The sequence below is a fragment of the Kineococcus rhizosphaerae genome (genome assembly GCF_003002055.1).
GTDB classification, from domain to species: domain Bacteria; phylum Actinomycetota; class Actinomycetes; order Actinomycetales; family Kineococcaceae; genus Kineococcus; species Kineococcus rhizosphaerae.
The window spans coordinates 379,399-401,363 of the sequence record NZ_PVZF01000001.1; the positions used below are offsets into that span (position 1 = coordinate 379,399).

24 protein-coding genes are annotated in these 21,965 nt (G+C 72.6%); 14 read left to right on the forward strand and 10 right to left on the reverse strand.

Annotated features, from left to right (window positions below):
• Positions 1 to 207 precede the first annotated feature (207 nt).
• The gene (locus tag CLV37_RS01915; RefSeq protein WP_106206396.1) at positions 208 to 1,419 is read right to left on the reverse strand and encodes an FAD-dependent monooxygenase; all 1,212 of its coding nucleotides are present in this window, start codon (positions 1,417 to 1,419) and stop codon (positions 208 to 210) included.
• Positions 1,420 to 1,486: 67 nt separating this feature from the next.
• Here CLV37_RS01915 and CLV37_RS01920 point away from each other — a divergent pair, with 67 nt between their 5' ends.
• Positions 1,487 to 1,984 (forward strand): MarR family winged helix-turn-helix transcriptional regulator, encoded by a 498-nt coding sequence (locus tag CLV37_RS01920; protein WP_211298297.1) that lies wholly within the window; start codon positions 1,487 to 1,489, stop codon positions 1,982 to 1,984.
• Positions 1,985 to 2,249: 265 nt separating this feature from the next.
• On the opposite strand, the gene CLV37_RS01925 is transcribed toward CLV37_RS01920, so the two are convergent.
• The 6 genes from CLV37_RS01925 to CLV37_RS01950 all read right to left on the reverse strand — a co-directional run bounded on the left by CLV37_RS01925 (position 2,250) and on the right by CLV37_RS01950 (position 7,409).
• Entirely contained in the window at positions 2,250 to 2,525 is a 276-nt protein-coding gene (locus tag CLV37_RS01925) for a hypothetical protein (protein ID WP_146149256.1), read from the reverse strand.
• Between the two features lie 349 nt (positions 2,526 to 2,874).
• Entirely contained in the window at positions 2,875 to 3,852 is a 978-nt protein-coding gene (locus tag CLV37_RS01930; protein ID WP_211298298.1) for a ferritin-like domain-containing protein, read from the reverse strand.
• 403 nt (positions 3,853 to 4,255) lie between these two features.
• Complete coding sequence (locus CLV37_RS28945) at positions 4,256 to 4,648, reverse strand: SOS response-associated peptidase family protein (protein ID WP_211298372.1); 393 nt, start codon at positions 4,646 to 4,648, stop codon at positions 4,256 to 4,258.
• A gap of 57 nt (positions 4,649 to 4,705) precedes the next feature.
• Complete coding sequence (locus tag CLV37_RS01940; protein ID WP_106206402.1) at positions 4,706 to 5,368, reverse strand: P-loop nucleotide/nucleoside kinase family protein; 663 nt, start codon at positions 5,366 to 5,368, stop codon at positions 4,706 to 4,708.
• A 546-nt stretch (positions 5,369 to 5,914) separates the two neighbouring features.
• A complete protein-coding gene (locus CLV37_RS01945) occupies positions 5,915 to 6,505 on the reverse strand; it encodes a class I SAM-dependent methyltransferase (protein ID WP_106206404.1) in 591 nt (196 codons plus the stop codon).
• Between the two features lie 148 nt (positions 6,506 to 6,653).
• Entirely contained in the window at positions 6,654 to 7,409 is a 756-nt protein-coding gene (locus CLV37_RS01950) for an aminoglycoside phosphotransferase family protein (RefSeq protein WP_106206406.1), read from the reverse strand.
• A gap of 152 nt (positions 7,410 to 7,561) precedes the next feature.
• Here CLV37_RS01950 and CLV37_RS01955 point away from each other — a divergent pair, with 152 nt between their 5' ends.
• From CLV37_RS01955 to CLV37_RS01965, 3 genes are all read left to right on the forward strand, one after another.
• Positions 7,562 to 8,197 (forward strand): nucleotidyltransferase domain-containing protein, encoded by a 636-nt coding sequence (locus CLV37_RS01955; protein ID WP_211298299.1) that lies wholly within the window; start codon positions 7,562 to 7,564, stop codon positions 8,195 to 8,197.
• A gap of 84 nt (positions 8,198 to 8,281) precedes the next feature.
• Positions 8,282 to 9,034, forward strand: a complete 753-nt coding sequence (locus CLV37_RS01960) for a class I SAM-dependent methyltransferase (RefSeq protein WP_170127000.1) — start codon at positions 8,282 to 8,284, stop codon at positions 9,032 to 9,034.
• An 89-nt stretch (positions 9,035 to 9,123) separates the two neighbouring features.
• Positions 9,124 to 9,717 (forward strand): GrpB family protein, encoded by a 594-nt coding sequence (locus tag CLV37_RS01965; protein ID WP_106206411.1) that lies wholly within the window; start codon positions 9,124 to 9,126, stop codon positions 9,715 to 9,717.
• A 64-nt stretch (positions 9,718 to 9,781) separates the two neighbouring features.
• On the opposite strand, the gene CLV37_RS01970 is transcribed toward CLV37_RS01965, so the two are convergent.
• Positions 9,782 to 10,648, reverse strand: a complete 867-nt coding sequence (locus tag CLV37_RS01970) for a DUF3626 domain-containing protein (RefSeq protein WP_106206413.1) — start codon at positions 10,646 to 10,648, stop codon at positions 9,782 to 9,784.
• Positions 10,649 to 11,383: 735 nt separating this feature from the next.
• Here CLV37_RS01970 and CLV37_RS01975 point away from each other — a divergent pair.
• A complete protein-coding gene (locus tag CLV37_RS01975; RefSeq protein ID WP_106206415.1) occupies positions 11,384 to 12,400 on the forward strand; it encodes a tyrosine-type recombinase/integrase in 1,017 nt (338 codons plus the stop codon).
• Positions 12,401 to 12,411: 11 nt separating this feature from the next.
• Entirely contained in the window at positions 12,412 to 12,930 is a 519-nt protein-coding gene (locus CLV37_RS01980; RefSeq protein WP_106206417.1) for a hypothetical protein, read from the forward strand.
• 17 nt (positions 12,931 to 12,947) lie between these two features.
• Here the strand turns inward: CLV37_RS01980 and CLV37_RS01985 are convergent, their stop codons facing one another.
• A complete protein-coding gene (locus CLV37_RS01985; RefSeq protein WP_106206419.1) occupies positions 12,948 to 13,271 on the reverse strand; it encodes a hypothetical protein in 324 nt (107 codons plus the stop codon).
• A gap of 115 nt (positions 13,272 to 13,386) precedes the next feature.
• On the opposite strand from CLV37_RS01985, the gene CLV37_RS01990 reads away from it, so the two are divergent.
• Genes CLV37_RS01990 through CLV37_RS02000 form a run of 3 tightly spaced genes read left to right on the forward strand, consistent with a single transcriptional unit; the run spans position 13,387 to position 15,759 of the window.
• Positions 13,387 to 13,848, forward strand: a complete 462-nt coding sequence (locus tag CLV37_RS01990; RefSeq protein ID WP_106206420.1) for a MarR family winged helix-turn-helix transcriptional regulator — start codon at positions 13,387 to 13,389, stop codon at positions 13,846 to 13,848.
• Positions 13,845 to 15,227, forward strand: coding sequence for an MFS transporter (locus CLV37_RS01995; RefSeq protein WP_211298300.1), 1,383 nt, complete (start codon positions 13,845 to 13,847; stop codon positions 15,225 to 15,227). The genes CLV37_RS01990 and CLV37_RS01995 overlap by 4 nt, the downstream gene beginning before the upstream one ends.
• Positions 15,228 to 15,237: 10 nt before the next feature.
• Entirely contained in the window at positions 15,238 to 15,759 is a 522-nt protein-coding gene (locus CLV37_RS02000) for a GNAT family N-acetyltransferase (protein ID WP_106206422.1), read from the forward strand.
• Positions 15,760 to 15,772: 13 nt separating this feature from the next.
• Here CLV37_RS02000 and CLV37_RS02005 read toward each other — a convergent pair whose 3' ends face one another.
• Positions 15,773 to 17,110: a M20/M25/M40 family metallo-hydrolase gene (locus tag CLV37_RS02005; RefSeq protein ID WP_106206424.1), complete on the reverse strand. Its 1,338-nt coding sequence runs from the start codon at positions 17,108 to 17,110 to the stop codon at positions 15,773 to 15,775.
• Between the two features lie 51 nt (positions 17,111 to 17,161).
• Between CLV37_RS02005 and CLV37_RS02010 the strand changes: the two genes are divergently transcribed.
• The 5 genes from CLV37_RS02010 (at position 17,162) to CLV37_RS02030 (ending at position 21,962) form a co-directional block, all read left to right on the forward strand.
• Positions 17,162 to 17,818 carry a GntR family transcriptional regulator gene (locus CLV37_RS02010; protein WP_106206426.1) on the forward strand — a complete coding sequence of 219 codons (657 nt, stop codon included), beginning with the start codon at positions 17,162 to 17,164 and terminating at the stop codon, positions 17,816 to 17,818.
• Between the two features lie 179 nt (positions 17,819 to 17,997).
• Positions 17,998 to 18,912 carry a sugar phosphate isomerase/epimerase family protein gene (locus CLV37_RS02015; RefSeq protein ID WP_425433600.1) on the forward strand — a complete coding sequence of 305 codons (915 nt, stop codon included), beginning with the start codon at positions 17,998 to 18,000 and terminating at the stop codon, positions 18,910 to 18,912.
• Positions 18,913 to 18,934: 22 nt separating this feature from the next.
• Positions 18,935 to 20,644 carry a dihydroxyacetone kinase family protein gene (locus CLV37_RS02020; protein WP_106206430.1) on the forward strand — a complete coding sequence of 570 codons (1,710 nt, stop codon included), beginning with the start codon at positions 18,935 to 18,937 and terminating at the stop codon, positions 20,642 to 20,644.
• A 16-nt stretch (positions 20,645 to 20,660) separates the two neighbouring features.
• Positions 20,661 to 21,161 carry a ribose-5-phosphate isomerase gene (locus CLV37_RS02025; protein ID WP_106206432.1) on the forward strand — a complete coding sequence of 167 codons (501 nt, stop codon included), beginning with the start codon at positions 20,661 to 20,663 and terminating at the stop codon, positions 21,159 to 21,161.
• A gap of 27 nt (positions 21,162 to 21,188) precedes the next feature.
• Positions 21,189 to 21,962 (forward strand): triose-phosphate isomerase, encoded by a 774-nt coding sequence (locus CLV37_RS02030; RefSeq protein WP_106206434.1) that lies wholly within the window; start codon positions 21,189 to 21,191, stop codon positions 21,960 to 21,962.
• Positions 21,963 to 21,965 lie beyond the last annotated feature (3 nt).

Genomic DNA, 21,965 nt, shown 5'->3' on the forward strand with positions numbered 1-21,965 from the left:
ACGCCCGGACGGCCGGCAGGAGTTCGCGACGGGCGTGGGCACCGGGCCGACGACCCGCTGCGTGGTGGACGGTCCTCGAGGAAGGGGCGAACGTGAACGCGCCACTGGAACGGCCGATGGACCCGGGTGACCCGCCGGACCCTCGGCCGGCCGGGTGAGCGGGGTTTCGACCTCCGATCCGCGTCGTCCCCGGGCCGCAGGCGCGGTTCACGTCGCGGCCGGGCGCGCGACCTCGATCGCGGGGAGGTCCTGGTCGGTGGTGGCCACGCGCGTGATCCTCGCGATCAGCGGGCGCAGGGGCCGGGAGGTCAGCGCCCTGTCCAGCACGCGGCGGGTGGAGACCCCGAGCCGGGTCCGGGGGTAGGCGACGTCGACGATGCCGCGGGGCAGGCCCTGCACGTCGTCGACCAGGGGCCGCATCCACTCCCCGTAGCGGTCCAGGGCGGTGGACGTGCTGTCCGCCGTGGACAGGTGGGCGGCCAGGACGTAGCCGCCCACCAGGGCCAGGGAGGCGCCCCCACCACCCATCGGGGTGACGCACCAGGCCGCGTCACCGACCAGGACGACGCGGCCGGTGTGCCAGGTGGCCATCCTGATCTGCGTGAGGTCGTCGACGTAGACGTCGTCGGAGGTCTCGAAACCGTCCAGGACCCGGGGGGCCTCCCAGCCGGCGTCGGCGAACACCTCGCGCAACCGCTGCTGCGCCCGGGGGCGGGGGAGGTCGACGAGACCGGGGAGGACGTCGCTGCGGGCGGCGAGGATGGCGCGCGTGGTGCCGTGGGGGTCGGGGCGCAGGTGCACCTGGCGTCCGCCGGTGGTGGTCAGCCAGCGCCACCGGTCGTCGTCGGTGGCGGTGCGGGCGATGGTGCCGAAGGCCATGGTGACGCCGAGTTCGCGGCGCTCTACCCGGCCGGCGAACACGCGGTCGCGCGTCGTGGAGCGCACGCCCTCGGCGACGACGAGCAGGTCCGCCGGCAACCGGTCGCCGGTGGTCGTGGTCACGACCAGGGGGCCGGTGTCGTCGAGCACGTCGGCCACGCTCTGCCCGTACCGGACGTCGACCTCGGGGGAGAGGGCCTCCAGCAGGGTGCGGGCGAGGTCCCCGCGCAGCACCTCCAGCTCGGCGGTGGCCCCGTCGGGACCGTCGGAGGGCAGTTCGGCGGTGACCCGGCCCCGTTCGTCGACCAGCACGGTGCCGGTCTCGGTCGTGTTGCGGGCCCGGACGGCCTCCACCAGACCCATCTCGGCCAGCACGTCGCGCGCCACACCGCGCACGTCGACGTTCTGGCCGCCGTCGCGGAAGGCGGCGGCGCGTTCGAGGACGGTGACCCGCCACCCGGTGCGCTGCAGCCAGTACGCGGCGGACAGGCCGGCGATGCTGGCTCCGGAGACGACGGCGGTTCGGGCAGGCTCGAGCACGGCGGTCTCCTCTACAGTGGTTTCTGACTACTTGGAGAAGTTACTTCACTGTGGAGGAAGTCGCTCGATGGAGACACCGCCGACCGATCCGCTCACCGAGGCCTGGAGCCCCGCGCAGGTCGCGGTGATGGAAGGCCTGCAGGAGTGGCTGGTCGGCGCCACCGAACTGCACCACCACCTGGCCGGCTGGACGGGCCTGCCCACCTCGGACGCGAACGCGCTCGGTCAGGTGGTCTGGGCCGCCGAGAGCGGGACACCGCTGTCCCCGGCGCAGCTGTCGCGGCGGCTGGGGATGACGTCGGGGGCGACGACCGTCCTGCTCGACCGCCTCGAACGGGCCGGCTTCGTCGTGCGCAGTCGTGAGAGCACGGACCGGCGGCGGGTGACGGTGCGCCCGAGCACGAAGGGCCGGGAGGAGGCGCGGGCGTTCCTGGCGTTCGCCGGCACTGAGATCGCCGCGGCGACCCGTTCGAGCGACGAGCAGGAACTGCGCATGGTGATCGCCTTCCTGTCGCGCATGAGCGCCGCGGTGCGCGTGGCCAACGGCAGGTTGTCGAGCCGCTGAGGTGGTCCAGGGCGGACCAGGAACCGGGAGGACGTCGGCGAGCTGAGCGTGGCGGTGATAGCCGGGGAGGAGGAGCGGCATCGCGGACGGGGCGTCCCCGACCGGAGCGCTCCCTCACCGTGGCCACCGGTTCCCGTTCCCACACGGTGCTCGCCACAGCACGTGTCCGCTGCGGGAAGGGACGGGCCGCAGCCCGACCCGGCCCAGCCCGCAGTGGTCGGTCCCCCTCCGGTGGAAGGGATCTCCCGATCGGCGCCGCGGCGGGTCAGCCCTTGGGGATGTGTTCGGCCGCGAACCCCTGCGCTGTCGGCGTGACCTGCCAGACGCGCACGTCGCGGCCTCCGCCGTCTGGTCCCTGCTTCTCGTGCACCAGCGCCTTGTCGTCCTCGACCCTCCCGAACCCGACGACGTCGTGCTCGTGAGGTCCGTGGCTGGCGTGGAAGGAGGTCTCGCCTTCGAAGTCCTCGAGCTCGGCCGCGGGACGTCCGCGCACCTCGTCGACGGAGTACTCCCGGCCCGACACGACCGGTTCTTCGCGCAACTCGCCCATGGTCTTGAGCTCCCGCCGTGGGTGGTGACCCCCGGTGTTCCGGCGGTCCTCTGCAGTGTGCCCTGCAACGCCGCTGAGCGGTACCCCACCGGCTGCGACGTGCAGGAGTGACCTGACGGATCGGTGGACGCCGGACGGCTGGAGGGAGAACGGCAGAGGCAGCCGCTCATGGCATCGGGGTGCACGAGGTCGGCGGGACAGCGGGTGGTGGCGGTCGACGTGCCGCCGGGAGGGTCTGCACGCGCGACCTCACCACCGCTGCGGACGGGACGAGAGACCGGACCGGAGCGGCGGTCGGCCCGGCACTGTCGGGGTGCCGGGACGACCGCGCGGGCTGGCGTCAGTGCGCGTCGGAGGAGCGGATGTCGCCGTTCACGCCCTGGGGGAAGAACCCGCCCTTGTTCGTCTTGCCCGGGTTGAGGAAGACGACGTTGAGCACCTGACCGAAGGTCCGCGAGTAGGCCACGCCGTTCGCGTCGCCCGGGGCGACGATGGTGCTCCCGTTCGGGCCGTCGACGCCCTGGTCGAGGTCGGTGGGTCCGTCCAGGGAGTCACGGGCGTTCGAGATGGCGTCGGCCGCGGGGCCCTGACCCCGCGCCACGAGCGTGGTCCGGATGGTCGCGGCGTGGTAGGCCTCGAACGCCAGGATGCCGGCCGCGGCGTCGAGGTAGGTCTTGTTGCTGATGAGCGGCGCTGCTCCCTTGTAGGCGGTGACGCCGACGTCCTCGAACAGGAACGCGCCGAGCAGGAAGCTGCTCTCGTCGGCGAAGGGGTTGAACTTCTGGCCGGGTTTGACGAGACCCGCCGCCGTCGCGGCGGCGGTGAAGGAACCCACGAGGTCGATGGTGGGTCGCGCCACCTTCACGGTGCCCAGCGCGGCGCGCAGGAACTTCACGTGGGCGACCTCGTCGCGGGCGATGTCCTCCGCGATCTTGCGGATCGACGGAGTGGCGAAGCGGACCTTCGCCCCACCGTTCACGGCACCGGTGTTGTAGTTGCCGTCGATGTCACCGGCCGCGAGGCCGTGACCGAACGCGGCCCAGGAGTAGAACTCCGCCTCGAGGTACTCGAGGTTCAGGGCGAAGTTCAAGATGGTGGCGTCCGAGATGAGTTCACCGTTGGCCGTCTGGCCGTTCGGCTGGGCCGAGCTGGGCGGGTTGCTGTCGGCGAAGGCGGACGAGGCACCGCCGGTGCCCACGGCGGCGGCCCCCGCGACGCCGAGTCCGGCCAGGCCGGCGGTGCGCAGGAAGTTGCGACGGTCGCTGTCGGTCTCGGCACTGCGATCGATCATGGTCTTGACAAGCTTGTTTCCGAACACGGTTCCTCCGTCAATCGGGTGGGTCGCGTGAGCTCGGTCGTGGTGTCTCGTCGTGGCGGCACCGGACCGTCGTGTCGGCCGGCCTCGTGCGCCGGTCGAGGAACGTTCGACGCACTGGGCCGAATGGATTGCCCACCGGTGGAAGTTCATGCGGTTGAGCAGAAAAAACTACACTCCGTGTTTGATTATGACTGATTGTCGATACGACCTCGGTGGCGCGGCGTTCGAATACCTCGAGGTTCTCGACCGGCACGGTTCGAGCTGGACATGCCCGCTCAGTGGGGACCCCTGCCCGCTGGTCCGCACGACCGGGAAGTCGTCGACATCCTGGTTCGTACCTCGAACGCGTGCAGGACGCGGGGACTGGTTCGGTTCCGCTCGGTCCCGTGCAGGTGCGGGCGTCTCAAGTGGCCGGGGTCAGCAGGTCCGGGCTGTTGTTCGGGGGGGGATTCGACCGCGGTGGACACCTCGTAGGTGGGCGATCTCGGCTCGGGCAGGGCGTCGAGGACCTGTTGGACGAGATCGAGGTCGGTGAGGGTGGGGTCCGGCCAGTGGTCGTGCATGTCGGGGGGGGCACGATGGCGGGGGAGCGGTCGTGGATGCGGCCCCGGGTGTCGCTGGTCCGGGTGGTCAGGACGGTGGACGTCCACAGCCAGCGGTCGGGGTCGTCTTCGTCCTCGGCGGGATGGGGCCACAGCTCGTAGAGGCCGGCGAAGGCTAGGACGTCGTCGTGCGGAACCCGTTCGAGGACGACGCGGGCGTCCTGGGTGGGGGCGACGTCGTAGGAGGACGGCAGCGGGTCGCCGACGAGGAGGTGACGTCGTTCCGGCCTCCCCGCCGGCTCTCACCACCCCTACGAGCGGTCCTGCGGCACACCGCCGGTGAAGCCTCGGCGGCGCAGTTCGTCGAGGATGCGCCGGGCGTTGTCGGCCGGTGCCGTCCGGGTGGTGTCGACGTGGACGACCTCGGCCGGCGGTGGCTGGTACAGGTCCGTGGTCAGGGTGTACCGGCGGTAGCCCTCCGGGTCCGCTCCCTTCCGCAGAGCAACCCGGTCGGGGTTGTCGATCCGGCTCACCTGCTCGTCGATCTGGCAGGTGAGCATCACCGCGAGGAACAGCGAGCCCCGGCGTCGCGCGAGGGACCGGTAGACGTCGTAGTCCGCCGCTGCGGTCGGGCCGTCCTCGATGACGTTGGTGAAGACGTAGCTGGTGGTGGCAGGGGCGAGGTCCTCGATGGTGCGGACGACGGCGTCCCGGATGGGGACGACGTAGTCCCAGATCGCCGCGGGGAGGGGTTCGACGCCGTCCCACCGGAAGAGTTCGAGCACGGGGCGGTGGATCAGGGCGTTGTCGACCAGGACACCGTCGATCTGCTGGGCGAGGTGGCCTCCGACGGTCCGTTTGCCCATGCCGGGGTAGCCGAGCACGAAGACGACGCAGGTGTCGAAGGTGCCGGCGGTCGGGCCGGCGGCGGAGGCCTGACCGCTCGGGGGCGGGGGTGTGGAAGGAGGGTTCACGGGGCTGCTTCCTGCTGGAGGGCTCGAGGAGGAGCCGGCCACCTCGTGGTGGTCGGCGTCTGACCGCCCGGCGTCGGGCGGCTGTCCTCAGCGGGTGCGCGCGGCGGGGAAGCATTCCACGGATCGAACGTAGCGGGTTCTCTTCACCTGGTCAGCCCCTGCGACGAGGCCACCGGGCCACGACCGACCGGGTGGCAGGTCCCGTCGGAACCCCGCCGGGTGCACCTGCGCTGCGTCACGACGGGGAGTGCGACTGTTCCACGCGTCCCCGTCCGGTTCCGCCGGTGAGGAGACCCTCGCGTACCTGCGGCGGAACTCCGTCGCCCTTCGGCCAGGACTTCTCGCACGTGCGGGCACTTACCGGTACACCGTGTCCTGGAGTCGCCCTGCAAGTACCAGGACCCGACGGCACGGGTGGTGGCGTCCGGGGACGTGGTCGTGCCCCAGGACCTCAGCGTCTCGGGCCGACCGGGACGTGCGAGGGGGTGGAACACCTGCAGCCCCGCCCGTTTTCGGCGCGCACGAGTTCGTGCTCCGAGATGCGGGTCAGGCCGTGCTGCTCAGCAGGTACCGCTCGTCGGTGATGTCCTTGCCCCAGTAGGACGCCTCGGGCAGCATCCGCACCTGCACCTGTTCACGGTGCCGGCGGACGAGGGCCTCGCCGTCGGCCGCGCTCACCCCGGCGCCGGTGGACCAGCGGCCTTCCACCAGCAGCAGCCGCCCGCCGGGGGCGAGCAGCCTGGTCCAGGTGCCGAGCACCTCACCGGGGTCCTCGAACGCCCACAGGACGTGACGGGCCAGGACGACGTCCACCGAGCCGTCCTCCACGGGCGGGGCGGCGGCGTCGGCGACGCTGAAGCGGGCCGGGACACCGGCCGCGGCGGCTTTGGCGCGGGCGGCGTCGATCATCCGCGGTGACAGGTCGACGCCGTGGGCGTCGTGGCCGACCCCGGCCAGCAGCACGGACAGGCTGCCGGTGCCGCAGCCGAGGTCGGCCACCCGTGCTGCCGGTGGCACGAGCGGGAGCAGGAGGTCGGCCCACGCCTGCCGCACCGCCGGGTCGCGCAGGCCGTGGTCGGCTTCGTCGTCGAAGGTGGCCGCCTGCTCGTCCCAGTACCGGCGGGTCTCATCGCTCATCGCGGCAGTCTGTCGGAAGGCACCGACACCGCTGTCGCGTCGATCGGTGCGGACCGGTGGGACCGGAACTCGCTCACGGCGGGGGAACGGGCCGTCCGGACCAGCCTCGTCCGGCAGGATGGGTGGGCGTACCCGTCGCGGGACGGGGTCAGGGATCCAGCAGGTGCCGGTGGGTCTGGCTCCAGCGGATCCGCTCCGCCAGCTCCTCGAGGTGGCCCTCGCGCACCCACCGCTGCTGCGGCTGCACCCCGCGCCGGGCCAGCTCGGCGACCGCGTCGATGGTGCGCTGCTGGCGGGCGATGACCGCGTCGACCAGGACCTGGACGGCTGGCGGTTCGTCCCAGCCGTACGCCTGCAGGAACCGACGCAGCCGCCGGGGCCGGTCCGGTGGTGCGGTGAACCCGTGCCAGCGCACGGCCTGCTCGTCGCTGCGGAAGGGTACGAGGTGCTCCAGGGCGTAGGCGACGTCGTCGATCGCGGGACCGGGGTGGGCGAAGTCCCAGTCGAACAGTCCGGCGGCCCGACCGTTGCGCCACGCCATGTTCCACGGGCCGGGGTCGCCGTGGCAGACGACGTCCGCGGGTGTCGTCGCCGGAGCGCCCCAGGTGGCGTCCGGTGCGGGGAGGTGGTCACGGCTGGCGTCGTGCACGGTGCGCAGGAGTCGCGCTGCGGAGACGAGCCCGGCCTCGCCGGCCTGGTGCGGCCAGCAGTCCGCACCTGCCTGCCCCGGCAGGAAGGTGACGGTCTCGGTGCCGCCGTCGATGCCGACCGGCCGGGGGACCAGGTCCGGTAGGCGGTCGTGCAGGTGGACGAGCAGCCGGTGCACGGTCGAGGTCCACGGTTGCACCGGCCGGTGCACGAGGCCGTCACGCACCTCGACACCCCGGTCATCGGCTCCGGTCACCGGCTCACTGTGACGCAGCACCAAGGGTCCGCGCAGTCGACAGGACGACGCACGAGTCGGCGACGGATCGGGTGCGGAAGAAGACCGGTCACGGGAACGGCACCATGACCGTCCGGGCGCCTCACAGCTCGACGGTGCGCCAGGCTGTCCTGGTGAGCGACGAGCTGGGGTCGTGGTCGCCGCTGGATCCCGACGAGGTGGCCCGCCTGCTGCACGGTGCTGAGGTGCCCTGGTGGATCGCCGGTGGCTGGGCGATCGACCTGCACCTGGGACGACAGACCCGCCCGCACGAGGACGTCGACGTCCTGGTGCTGCGCCCGCACCTGCCCAGGCTGCGCGAGCAACTCGCCGGGTGGGACCTGCACGCCGCCGACCCACCCGGCACGTTGCGGCCCTGGCCGGTCGACGAGGAGTTGCCGCCCGGCGTGCACGACGTCTGGTGCCGACCCGCACCGGCCGCGGACTGGTGCCTGCAGCTGATGGTCGACGACCTCGCCGACGGCGCTGGTGGCGGTGAGGGGGAGTGGGTGTACCGGCGGGATCCACGGGTCCACCGTCCCTGGCGCACGCTGAGCGGTCCCGCCTCCGACGCGCAGCGGGCCGTCCTGGCCCCGGAGGTGCAGCTGTTCCACAAGAGCGCCGACCCGCGAACGAAGGACGAGGACGACTTCGCCCTCACAGTCGGGGAGTTGGACGGCCCACGCCGTGCCTGGCTGATCGAGGCCCTCCAGCTGACCGACACCAGACACCCGTGGATCGGGCAGCTGCAGAGTGCCGCGTCGGTGTGACCTCACGGGCGAGGGCGTGATTCCGACCGTCGTGGCGGTCTGGACAGCTCGCTCCAGGCCGAGGCGCGCTGGTTGCATGCTGCCGTGACTGATCGAGACGTCGTCGCCGAGTGGGCGCGCCGGTTCTGCGAACCGACCGTGGGCTGGTCGTTCGCCGCCTTCGAGGGGAGCGTCAGCAGCCAGGACCCACCGTGGTCGTACAGCGACCTGGCCCGCCGGCTCCTGCCTGCAGCCCGGTCGGCGTTGGACCTCGGGACCGGTGGGGGCGAGCAGCTCCTGGGCCTGGTCGACGTCCTGCCACCTGACACGCACGCCACCGAGGGGTGGGCGCCGAACGTCACCATCGCTCGGGAGGCTCTGGCACCCGCGGGCATCGACGTCCGCGCGCACAGCGCGGAGCGGGGTGAGCAGTTGCCGTACCGGGCGGGCCGTTTCGACGTCGTGATGTCGCGGCACGCCGCCTACGACGCCACCGACGTCGCCCGGGTTCTGCGCCCTGGCGGGGTCTTCCTGACCCAGCAGGTCGACGGACGCAACCTGGCGGACCTGGCCGCCGTCTTCGGTACCGATCCGGCGTACCCCGACACGATGCTGCCCGTGTGCGCACGAAAGGCCCAGGACGCCGGCCTGCGCGTCGAGAGGGCGCAGGAGTGGAGCGGGCCGATCCGGTTCGCGGACGTGGCCACGCTGCTGTCGTACCTGCGGATGATGCCGTGGCAGCTTCCGGTGGACTTCACCGTTGAGCGGTACGCGTCGCAACTGCTGCAGCTCGAGCGGCGGGCTGAGCCACTGGTCTTCACCGAGGTCCGCTTCCTGCTGATCGCCCGACGCGACTGACGCGGCATCGGCCGGTGAGGTGCCGAGCCGCGAGACACCGAGCCACGAGACACCGGGCCGTGAGGCGCCGGGATCGCTACCGTCACCTCGTGCCCGGACCTGCGGTGCTGCAGCCCTACGACCCCGACTGGCCGATCCGTGCAGCCCGGCTGCTCACCGCCGTGCAGCAGGTGCTGGCGCCGCTCGAGGTCGCCGAAGCCTTCGACCACATCGGCTCCACGTCGGTGCCCGGGCTGGCGGCCAAGGCCTACCTCGACCTGCAGGTGCTCGTCAGGGAGCTTCCCGAACCGAGCGTCGTCGACGACGCCCTCGCCGCGGCCGGTTTCGTTCCCGCGGTCGGCGCCCGCCCGGACTCCCCGGGGGTCCACCGCGACATCCCGCGTGGTTCGCAGGTCGTGCCTGCCGGCGTGTGGCGCAAGCGCCTGTTCGTCCACGACATCGACGGGCCGGGAGCGGCGATCCTGCACGTGCGACTGAGCGCCTCGCCGTGGGGCAGGTACACGGTGTGGTTCCGCGACTGGCTGCGCGCCCACCCGCAAGCCCGGGACAGCTACGCCGACTTCAAGGCCACGGCTGCTGCCGAGCACGCCGGTGATGCCGACTTCGACGACTACACCCGCGCCAAGACCGCGTTCTTCGACCGGGTGCAGGAGGAGTTCGAGGCGTGGGGACGTCGGACGTGAGGTGGTCGCGTCATCAGGCCGAGTGCTGCGCAACGCGTTGCACGAAAAGAACGTCGTCCGGTGGTCAGGCGGGGGAGCCGAAGCGGGCGGTGCAGTGCCAGACGCGCTTGAGGATCTGCTCGTCCTCGCGGCCCGCGCGGGCGGCGTCACCGATGACGCGTGGGGTCACGGCGCCGTCGACGGCGATGCGTGCGGCGGCCTCGACGACGTGCTCGCCGCGGTAGTCGGGGTGCTGGGAGAGGACGTCGAGGGTGGTGGCGAAACCGGGGTGCCACTCCAGGTCCACGCCGAGGTGGTCCCACAGCCGTCGGGCGTCGGCTTCGACGTCGCTGCCGCGGTAACAGGGATCCAGCACGAGGGCTTCGACATCGCGCTCGAAACGGACACCGCCGTGGACGTGGGCTTCGACGTAGTCGTCCAGGGGGTCGACGGCGCCGGCGGCGGTGTCCGCGTCGGCCAGGTCGGTCAGGCTCATGTGCTCGGCGGTGCCCAGGTGCACCGGGTCGAAGACGCTGTCGGGGTAGCAGAAGGTGGCGCGCACCAGGGTCGCCGCCCTCAGGCGCAGGTGGGCGGAGCCGAAACGGGGGGAGCCACCGGTGGGGCGGTGGCGGTGGTTCAGCGAGCCGTAGACCGGACGGGCCCGGGGCGGCGCGGTGTCGTAGGCACCGGCGAACAGGCGTGATTCCCAGTGCCAGCGGTCCCCGCCGGGGCGGGCGCTCAGGCCGCCGTTGCTGGTGCCGGTCTCGAACTGGGAGCGGTAGCGCCCGTCGCCGGCCATGGCTCGCAGGATCGGAACCCCGGCGGTCAACCGGTCGGGGTGGAAGTGCACGGTGATCCGCCACGTGGGGTCGACGGGACCGCCGTCGGCGTACCGGGTGACGTGGCCGATGGCTCGCTGGGCTGGTGTCGCGGCGGACGGGACACGGGTCACGTGCTCAGCGTGCCTGACCGCTCTGTCCTGGAGGTCAGTCCCGCATCCCTGTTGAGACAGGGAGCTGAGACGCCGGGAAGCATCAGACGAGACACGGGAACGAGTGCGTGGGGCTGGGAAGATTCAGGTGAGACAGGACGACAGCGAACGGGGCGACGGGGAGAAGTGAGACCGTCTTAATGTCATAATGAAGATTATCGGCGTACCCGACAGGGCCCGATCCGCCACCGAACGGACCCCGTCGGGCACGTCACCGTGCCCGACTGAGCGACAGCGTCGACCCCTCGGTGCCGATCGTCGACACCGCTGGGCGAACGGTTCCGACCGACCCGCGCCGACACGTCTGCACCCGACGCGTCCGACGACGGGTCGCCGTTCCCGGACGACGAACCGGTGACCAACCACCGGCGACACGTCGCCCACGAACCGCCGGTCCGCCGGTCCGCCGGTCCGCCGGTCCGCCGACCACGTCACGCCCGTGTCGCGTCTCGACATCGCCACCCGCCGGGCGCCGGCTGATCCGGTTCGCCGTCGTCGGCCCAGCGGTGCCGATCATCGGCACCGCTGGGCCGACGATCCGAAACCCGCACCTCCCAGCTGCCACCGCAGCGCCGGGTGCACCTGAACTCCGCATAACGACGAATATGCGGGCGAAACTCACCCAACTCCCCCAGACACGTTGCGCTGCAACTGTTCCGCTTGACACGAATCCCCCGTCTCCCCTACCGTCTAGCCATGACTCCCCCGTCGTCCGGGGTTCCCGAGGTCGTCACCTCCTCGACGCCGCTGCTCGCCGCTCTGAGCGCCTACGACGTCGCCCGGCTCCCCCGCAAGGAATCCCCCCACACCACCGACGCCCGCCGGCGCGACGTCGCGGCGCTGCTGCCCCGGCTGCAGCGCACCGACGGCGCCGAACTCCTCGTCGCCGACCTGACGGTCCGCGCGCTGCGCACGGCCTTCGCCGACTTCTCCCTCGACCACGCCCGCAGTTCCATCGCGCGGTGCTGGTCGACGTGGAACGGGTTCTGCTCGTTCCTGCTGGCCGAGGACGCGCTGGCGGGCAACCCGATGGGGGGCGTGCAGCGGCCGCGACCCGAACGCCACGGCCCCAAACCCCTGCGCGGCGAACGCACCGCCGAGCTCCTGCTGACCTCCGTCGCGACGCGACGGCCGGGGGCCCGCGACCCGTGGCCCGAGCGGGACCTGGCGGTCGTGGCGACGTTGCTGGTCAGCGGGATCCGCAGCGCCGAACTGCTCGGCCTGCGGGTGGGCGACCTGGCCGGTGCCGCCGGGGACCACCGGCTGCACGTCCTGGGCAAGGGCAACGCCGAACGCAGCGTCCCGGTCGAGGCGACGCTGGCCGAGGTGCTGGGCAACTACCTCGCCTCCCGCCGGGCCCGGTTCGCCCGCCCTGCGACGCTGCCGCTGGACGCGCCCATGTTCGTCGACACCCGCGGCCGGGCCCTGACGCGCGACCAGCTGCAGTACCTGGTGCGGCAGGCCTACCGGACCGCCGGCGTCCACGACCGGGTCGCGCGCGGAGCCCTCGTGCACGCCCTGCGGCACACCTTCGCCACCGAGGTCGTGGCCGCCGGAGCCAGCGCCGTGGAGGTCATGCGCCTGCTGGGGCACCAGAGCCTGACGACGTCGCAGCAGTACATCGACGTCGCCGCGCAGGAGCTGCGCTCGGCGGCCGCGGCCAACCGCGCCTACGCCGCGCTGCGCGACGTGCGCGAACGCGCTGACGCGTAGCGGCGAGGCTCGTGCCAGAATCGACCCGGAAGATCTCCGAGCTGAACGGGACGGTCATGGCCACCACGCGGCGGACGTACTGCGCGAACAAGATGCCCTGGCCGGCGGGCAACCACCGCAGCCTCGAACGCTTCCTCGACGAGGCCGAGCGCGCCGAGACGATCGACATCGTCGCCGACCACCCCGCGGCCGCCACGAAGCTGGCGTTCGCCCCCTACAGCCTGGACGCGGCCACGGTGGGCACGATCCTGCGCTACGCCGAGTCCCAGGAACAGGGCCTGGCCTTCCCGCAGGCCTGGGCGCGCTGGCAGGAGGTCACCGACGGGCAGTTCAGCGACGTCGCCGAGTCCGCGGAGGCCTTCGCCGACTTCGCGCAGTCGCTGTCCCCGGAGCACTGGGACACCCGTGACGGTGAGCCCGTCGCCGACGTCCTCGTCGCGTTCGTCGACGCCGCCGCCGCCGGCCGCGCACAGGGCACCAGCCCCCGCGAGGCCGTCGACGCCCTCACCGGCGTGACCACCGAGGCCTGAGCCCTCCCGGGGCCGGGTCAGCCCCGGCGCTCGCGCTGGTAGCCGGTCCACGCCCGCGTGCAGCGCGGGCAGCGGCACCCCAGGTTGCGGTAGCCGTTGGCGCTGCCGTGCCGCGGGTCGGCCGGGTCGGTGAGGAACCGGGCGGCACGCTCGGCGGCCGACGCGCGCTCGGTGGCCACCCCCAGTCCGAGCTCGGCCCGCCACACCCGGATCGTGGGGTGCGAGACCCCCAGCAGCCGCCCCGCCTCCTGCTGCGGCAGGTCGGCCGTGGCCCGCACGGCGTCCTCCCAGCTGGCGTGCCCGCTGCGGCGGGCGACCTCCTCGCGGTCGTGACGTGGCACGCCGCCACGCTACGGCAGGCGACCTGGACGCCGGGACCCCGGCAGCCTGGACTGAACAGCCTGGACTTCGCAGTCCGAACTTGACAGTCCCGACTGACGTTCTTACGGTCGCACCGTGCCGACCGAGGGACCCCCGCCGTCGCGCGACGCGCCGTCCGACGCCGTGCGCGCCGCCCACGACCTGCGCGTCCTGCTCAGCCGCCTGCGCCGTCGCCTCCTGGAGGTCCAGGGCTCCGACGACCTGCCCGCCGGCGCGATCTCGGTCCTGCTGCGCCTGGACAAGGACGGCCCCAGCACCGCCGCGGCCCTGGCCGCCGCCGAACGCATCCGTCCCCAGTCCACGGCGGCCACGATCGCCGCCCTCCAGGAGCAGGGCCTGGTGGACCGCCGGCCCGACCCCGACGACGGCCGGCGCCTGCTCGTGGACCTCACCGCCGCCGGCCGCGACCGCGTCGCCGGCGACCGCGCGGCCCGCGGGGCGTGGCTGACGCAGGCCTTCCAGACCCGCTACAGCGACGGCGAACGCGCCGAGGTCGTCCGGGCCCTGGCCCTGCTGGAGAGGTTGCTGGCCGAGTGAGGGCCCTCACGAAGGACCCCGCCCGCCAGGACCCGGCCCGCTTCGACCGACGGCTCTACCCGCCGATGGTCCTCGGGTCGATCCTGAACCCGATCAACTCCTCGATGATCGCCGTCTCCCTGGTCCCCATCGCCCGGGACTTCGGGGTCAGCGCCGCCGCGACCGCCTGGCTCGTCTCGGGCCTGTACCTGGCGACGTCCATCGGCCAGCCCGTCGTGGGCCGCCTCGTCGACGCCTTCGGCGCCCGCCGCGTCTTCCTCGTCGGCACGTCCCTGGCCGGCGTCGCCGGGCTCATGGGCCTGTTCGCCCAGGACCTGGCGACCCTCGTCGCCGCACGCGTCGTCCTGGGGCTCGCCACCTGCGCCGGGTACCCCTCCTCGATGCACCTCATCCGCCGCGAGGCCCGCCGCACCGGCCGCGACAGCCCCGCCGCGGCCCTGACCGTGCTGTCGTTGTCCGCGCAGACGATGTCCGTCGTCGGGCCCACGTTCGGGGGTTTCCTCGTCGGGGCCGCGGGCTGGCGCGCGGTGTTCTCCGTCAACATCCCCCTCGCCCTGGCCTGCCTCGTCCTCGGAGCCCTGTTCCTGCCGAAGGAGCGACCCGCCCGCTCCGGGCCCCTGCGCCTGGACGTCGCCGGCATGGGACTGTTCGCCGCCGCGATCGTCGCCTTCCTGCTGTTCCTGCTCGAACCCGCTGCGGCCCACTGGTACCTGCTCGCGGTCGCCGGGGCCTGCCTCGCCGGGTTCGTGGTCCGGGAACTGCGCACCGAGGCCCCGTTCGTCGACCTGCACGTCCTGCGCTCGACGCCGGCGCTGTCGCTGACGTACCTGCGCCAGTTCCTCTCCGGGGTGTTCGGGTACTCCTTCCTGTACGGCTTCACCCAGTGGCTCGAGGCCGGCGCCGGGTTCTCCGCCGAACGCACCGGCCTGCTGCTGCTGCCGATGTCGCTGCTGGCGATCGTCGTCACCGCCCTCACCGGCCGCCGCGCCGGGATCCGCGGCAAGCTGCACGTCGGCGCCGCCGGGCAGCTCCTGGCCGCCGCCCTCATGCTCGTGTGCCACGCGGACAGCCCCGTGCTGCTCCTGGTCGCCGTCTCCCTGGCCGTGGGCGTCCCGCAGGGCCTGCTGAACCTGGCCAACCAGAACGCCCTGTACGCCGCGGCTCCCCCCGAACGCACCGCCAGCTCCGCCGGCCTGCTGCGGACCTTCTTCTACCTCGGCGCGATCGTCTCCTCCGCCGCGAACGGGCTGCTGCTGGCCGGACCCGACCCCACCGCGGGCATGCACGACATGGCCACGGCCCTGCTCGCCGTCGCGCTCGCGTTCACCGCGCTCACCGTCGCCGACCGCAGCCTGCGGCGCCCGCACCCCGGCCGCTAACCTCGCCCGGGTGGACCTGCCCGAGGTGAGCCTGCGGCTGTGGCGGCCCGAGGACGCGCCGCGGCTGTTCGACCTGCTGCGCCGCCCGGAGGTGACCCGCTGGTTCGGGGAGTCCTCCCGCGCCCCGCTGACCCACCTCGAGCAGGCCCTGCAGCGCATCGAGCAGTGGGCCCTGACCTTCGACGGCCACCTCGGCACCTGGGCCGTGCTCGCCCCCGACCGCGCCGACCCCGTCGGCAGCGTCCTGCTCTTCGGCGCCCCCCACGCCCTGCACGGCGAGGTCGAGGTCGGCTGGTACCTGCACCCCGACGCCCAGGGCCACGGCTACGCCGCCGCGGCCGCCGCCCTGGCCGTGCGGGGCGCCTTCGCCGCCGGCCACCACGAGGTGTGGGCCCTGACCCACCCGGACAACCACCGCAGCCGCGCCACCGCCGGCCGCGCCGGCATGCGCGACCTCGGCGTCGTCGACGGCCTCTGGCACGACGGCACCTCGCAGCTGTTCGTCGCCGAACGCACCGACGACGACGGGTGACCGCCCGGCAGGCTCAGCAGGTCGCGACGAACCGCTGCAGCACCCGCACCCCGAACTCCAGCGCGTCCACCGGAACCCGCTCGTCGATCCCGTGGAACATCCCCGCGAAGTCCATCCCCGCCGGCAACCGCAACGGCGCGAACCCGTACCCGCGGATCCCCAGGTGCGAGAACGACTTGTTGTCCGTACCCCCCGACAGGCAGTACGGCAGCACCTTCGCCCCCGGGTCCTCCGCCTCCAGCGCCGCCCGCATCCGGTCCACCAACGGCGCCGCGAACTCCGTCTCCAGCGCCACCGACTCGTTCACGACCTCCACGTCGACGCGCTCACCGGCCAGCTCCCGGATCGTGGCCATCAACTCCTCCTGCCGCCCCGGCAGGAACCGCGTGTCGATCAGGGCGCTCGCCGTCCCCGGGATCACGTTGTGCTTGTACCCCGCGTCCAGCACCGTCGGGTTCGACGTGTTCTGCAGCGTCGCCCCCACCCACCGCGCCGTCGTACCCAGCGTGGCCAGCAGCGCCGACGGGTCGTCCTCGTCGAAGCGGACCCCGGTGATCTCCGAGACCCCCTCCAGGAACTGGCGCACCGTGGCGGTGTACTCCAGCGGCCAGGTGTGCTCACCGATGCGCGTGACCGCCGCGCACAACCGCGTCACCGCGTTGTCGGTGCCGACCTGCGAACCGTGACCGGCCCGCCCGTGCGCCACCAACCGCAACCACGCCAGGCCCTTCTCCGCCGTCTGCAGCAGGTAGGTGCGCTGACCGTCCAGGTCGACCGAGAAACCCCCGACCTCGCTGACGGCCTCGGTGACCCCCTCGAACAGGTCCGCGCGGTTGTCCACCAGCCACTGCGCGCCCTGCACGCCCGCGGCCTCCTCGTCGGCCAGGAACGCGAACACGAGGTTCCGCGGCGGCCTGGTGCCCGTGCGCGCCATGTCGCGCAGGACCGCCAGCAGCATGGCGTCCATGTCCTTCATGTCCACCGCGCCGCGGCCCCACAGGCACCCGTCGGCGATCTCCCCCGCGAACGGGTCGACCTTCCAGTCCGCCGCCTGCGCCGGCACCACGTCCAGGTGCCCGTGCAGCAGCAGCGCCCCGCGCTCGGCCGTGCCCCGCTCGTCGCCGGGGACCCGCACGACCACGTTGCCGCGGCGGGGGAAACCCTCCACGTACTCCGGCTGCAGACCCACCTCGTGCAGCAGCTCCATGACGTGCTCGGCCGCCACCCGCTCCCCCGGACCCGACCCGTCGCCGTAGTTCGAGGTGTCGATCCGCAGCAGGTCGCGACACAGGTCGACGACCTCGGCCTCGGCCGCGCGGGAGGGCTGTCCGGTGCTGGTCTCGGCGCTCACCCGGGCTACCGTACTCGGGGCGTCCGCCGCCTCCGGTAGCGTCCCCGTCCCATGGACGACTCCTCGGTGACGGCTCCCCTCGGGGTCACGGACACCGTGCACGACGCGATCCTCGAACTCCTCATGAACCGCGGCCTCGAACCCGGCCTGCCCCTGCGCACCCAGCCCCTCGCCGCCCGCCTCGGCGTCTCGGCCACCCCCGTGCGCGAGGCGCTCGCCCGCCTGGAGGGCTCCGGGCTCGTCGTCCGCAGCGCCCGACGCGGCTACCGCGCCGCCCCGCTGCTGTCGCCCGAGGAGCTCGCCCAGCTCGTCGACGTCCGCCTCCTGGTCGAGCCCGGCAACGCCGAACGCGCCTGCGCCCGCGCCGACGACGCGTTCGTCGCCCGCCTGCACGCCGCCGTCGACGAGCAGCGCCACGCCCCCACCGGCCCCGGCTACAGCGGCTTCAAGCACTACCTCGAAGCCGACTGGTCCTTCCACGAGCTGCTCGCCGCCGGCACCGGCAACCCGTTCATCGTCCGGACCCTGGACTCCTTCCGCGGATTCGTGCAGCGTCTGCACCAAGTCGAGGAACGGGTGAGCGATGCGCACGAGAGCGTGGCCGAGCACGAGGCGATCGTGCGCGCCTTCGAACGCCGCGACCCCGCTGCGGCCGCCGAGGCCATGCGCCGGCACCTGCAGGGGGTGCTCGACCGGGCCGTCGGGTGAGCACCCGGGTGAACACCCGGTGACGGCGCTCGCCAACGGACGATATTTTCTATAGAATCCTACGGACGACGACGATCTCAGGAGAGAGCAACGTGAGCGACGACGCGAACGGCACCACCCGGGTGTTCGACGGGTTCCCCGACGTCCTGACCCGCCAGAACTGGCCGATCACCGTGCCGATGATGCCCCACCCGCACGTCCTGAAGGACGGCACGACGGTGCAGGAGCAGTCCGCCGAGGGCTGGGCGCAGACCCTGGAGGTCATGACCGACGCGGGCTACACCTGCATCGACCCGACCGACACGTGGATCCGCATCGCGGACCTGTCCCCCGAGCGGCTGCAGGAGTTCGCCCGCACCGTGCGCGGCGCCGGGCTGCAGATCCCCGCGTTCTCCACCTCGCGCCGCTCGGTCATGGACCACGAGAAGGCCGACGAGAACCTCGCCTACTCCCACCGCGCCATCGACGCCTGCGCCGCGATCGGCATCCCCGTCGTCAACTTCGGCTTCATGCGCGGCTTCACCCCCGCCCAGGCCAAGGCCCTGTGGTTCTGGCTCGAACCGGGCTACTCCGACGACTTCTCCGACGACGTCCGCACCGTCGCCGTCGGCAAGATCAAGGAACTGGCCAAGCACGCCCAGGAGGTCGGCGTCCAGATCGCCCTGGAGATGTACGAGGACACCTACCTCGGCACCGCCGACGGCATGGTCCAGTTCGTCCAGGACGTCGGGTACGACAACGTCGGCCTGAACCCCGACTTCGGGAACATCCTGCGCCTGCACCGCGAGGTCGAACCGTGGGAGGAGATCGCCGCCAAGACGTTCCCCTACACGAACTACTGGCACCTGAAGAACTACTACCGCGACGAGGAACCCACCACCGGGTCCGTCCGCACCCACCCGGCCCCCCTGGAGTTCGGGACCATCAACTACCGCAAGGCCATCGGCATGGCGATCGAGGCGGGTTTCCGCGGCGCGTTCTGCGTGGAACACTACGGCGGCGACAGCATCAGCGTGGGCGCCACCAACCGCGAGTACATCCGCCGGGTCCTGCCGAAGACCGTTGCCCACCAGCCGTTCCACAGCCAGCACTGAGCGATCGAAGGAGACCGTTCGCATGACGAAGATCTTCGGTGACCCGTCCGAGTTCGTCGACGACTCCGTGGCGGGGTTCGTCGACCTGTACTCGCACTACGTCCAGCCCGTCCCGCACGGGGTGATCCGCTCGACCGCCACGCCCGAGGGCAAGGTCGCGGTCATCGCCGGCGGCGGGTCGGGGCACTACCCGGCCTTCGCCGGGTACGTCGGGCCGGGCCTGGCCGACGGGGCGGTGTGCGGGAACGTGTTCGCCTCGCCGTCCACCCGCTGGGTGTACGACGTGGCCAAGGCCGCCAACCGCGGCGGCGGCGTCGTCCTGGGCTTCGGCAACTACGCCGGGGACATCCTCAACTTCGGCCTGGCCGCCGAGCGGCTGCGCGCCGAGGGCATCCCGGCCGAACTGCTCGTCGTCACCGACGACGTCGCCAGCGAGGGTCAGGGTGCCAACGGTCAGCGTCGCGGCATCGCCGGTGACGTCGTCGCCTTCAAGATCGCCGGCGCGGCGGCCGAGGCGGGCTACGACTTCGACGGCGTCGTGCGCGTGGCCCGCCACGCCAACGACGTCACCCGCTCCATGGGCATCGCCTTCGCCGGCTGCACCCTTCCCGGTGAGACCGAACCCCTGTTCACCGTCACGCCCGGGCACATGGGCGTCGGGCTCGGCATCCACGGCGAGCCGGGCATCTCCGAGGAACCCATCGGCACCCCGGTCGAGATCGCCGACCTGCTGGTCGAGAAGGTCCTGGCCGGCAAGCCCGAGGGAACTACGGACGGCGGCAAGATCGCGGTCCTGGTCAACGGTCTCGGCTCGACCAAGTACGAGGAGCTGTTCCTGCTCTACGTGCCGATCGCGGCGCGCCTGCGCGAGGCCGGCTACGAGATCGTCGCCCCGCAGGTCGGCGAACTGGTCACCTCCCTGGACATGGCGGGCTGCTCGCTGACCGTCACGTGGCTGGACGACGAGCTCGAGAAGCTGTGGACCGACCCGGCGCAGTGCCCGGCCCTGTCCGTCGGCACCACGATCGAGACGACCCCGGCCCCGACGTACGAGGTGCCCGAGGACGAGGTCGCCGACTACACCGGCACCCCCACCGAGGCCAACGAGTCCGGCCAGCAGGTCGCCTCGCTGATCGAGGCCGTCCGCGACGTCCTGAAGGACGCCGAGGCCGAGCTCGGCCGCATCGACGCCATCGCCGGTGACGGCGACCACGGCACGGGCATGGTCAACGGCTCCGTCGCCGCCGCGCAGGCCGCCCGTGCCGCGGCCGACGCCGGGGCCGGGGCGGGCTCCACGCTGGCCGCGGCCGGCGGGGCGTGGGCCGACCGCGCCGGTGGCACCTCCGGGGTCATCTGGGGCGTCCTGCTGCACGCCTTCGCCGACCAGCTCGGCGACGAGGGCAAGCCGACCGCCGAGCAGGTCGCCGCCGGGGCCACCGCCAGCGTCGAAGCCGTCCAGCGCCTGGCCGGGGCCCGCGTCGGCAACAAGACGATGGTCGACGCCCAGGTCCCCTTCGCCGAGACCCTCGCCGAGCGCGTGGGCGCCGGCGACGACCTGAAGACCGCGTTCACCACCGCCGCGCAGGCCGCGACGGCGGCGGCGGAGGCCACCAAGGACCTGCGCCCGCAGATCGGCCGGGCCCGCCCGCTGGCCGAGCGCTCCCTGGGCCACCCCGACGCCGGTGCGGTCTCCCTCGCGCTGGTGACGCGCACCGTCGCCGACGAGCTCTGAGAGAAGAGGAACAGTCATGACTGATCTGCAGTGGCGTGTGGTGCTGGCCGCCGATGAGGCCGGTGTCTCGTACAAGGATGCGATCAAGGCGGACCTGCTGAAGGACCCGCGGGTCAAGGAGGTCCTGGACGTCGGGGTGAACTCCGACACCGACAAGACGGCCTACCCGCACGTGGCGGTGGCCGGGGCGCGCAAGATCGCCGCCGGCGAGGCCGACCGCGGCATCTTCGTCTGCGGCACCGGCATCGGCGTGGCCATCAGCGCCAACAAGGTCCCCGGCATCCGCGCCTCGGTGGCGCACGACTCCTTCTCGGTGGAGCGTCTGGTGCTGTCCAACAACGGTCAGGTGCTGACCCTGGGTGAGCGCGTCATCGGCAAGGAGCTGGCGCGCCGGCTGGCGAAGGAGTTCCTGGACTACGTCTTCGACGAGTCCAGCGCTTCGGCGGCCAAGGTCGACGCCATCACCGGGTACGAGACCGGGACGGAGGGGGAGGCAGGTACCGTCGGGTCCTGCTGAACCTTCTACCCCGGGAGCCCACGCACCATGACCACCCGCCCGCGCCCGCTCGTCGGGGTCAGCCTGAAGATGTACTTCTCCCTGGCCCGGACCAAGAGCTACCTCACCGACGTGGCGAGGCTCGGTCCGGTGGTCGCGCAGGCGGACCTGGACGCGTTCGTCATCCCCGACTTCCTCACCGTCACCACCGCCATCGACCTGCTGCGCGGCACGGGGATCGGAGTCGGGGCCCAGGACGCCTCCTGGGAGGACTTCGGCGCGCTCACCGGCGAGGTCTCCCCCGCCGCGCTGCGCGAAGCCGGGGTGCGGTTCGTCGAGATCGGGCACGCCGAACGCCGCCGCATGTTCGCCGAGGACGACATCGTCACGGCGCGCAAGGCGGCGGCCGCCGCCCGCAACGGCCTGGTCCCGCTCGTCTGCATCGGTGAGAACGTCCGCATCGACGTCGCCGACGCGGCCCGCACCACCATCAGCCAGGTCCTGGCCGCGCTCGAGGACGTCCCGTCCGAGGCCGAGGTCGCGATCGGCTACGAACCCAACTGGGCGATCGGGCAGACCGAACCGGCCCCGCCCGAGCACGTCGTCGGCGTCACCACCCGTCTGCGCGACGCGCTGTCGCACCGCTCCGGGCTCACCCGCATCCTCTACGGAGGCAGCGCGGGCCCCGGCATGTTCACCGACGTCGCCGAAGGCGTCGACGGCCTGTTCCTGGGCCGCTTCGCCCACGACGTCGCCAACTTCCAGGCCGTGATCGAGGAGATCGCGGCCCACCCGCTCAACCGAGCGGGCAACCCCTCGTAGGAG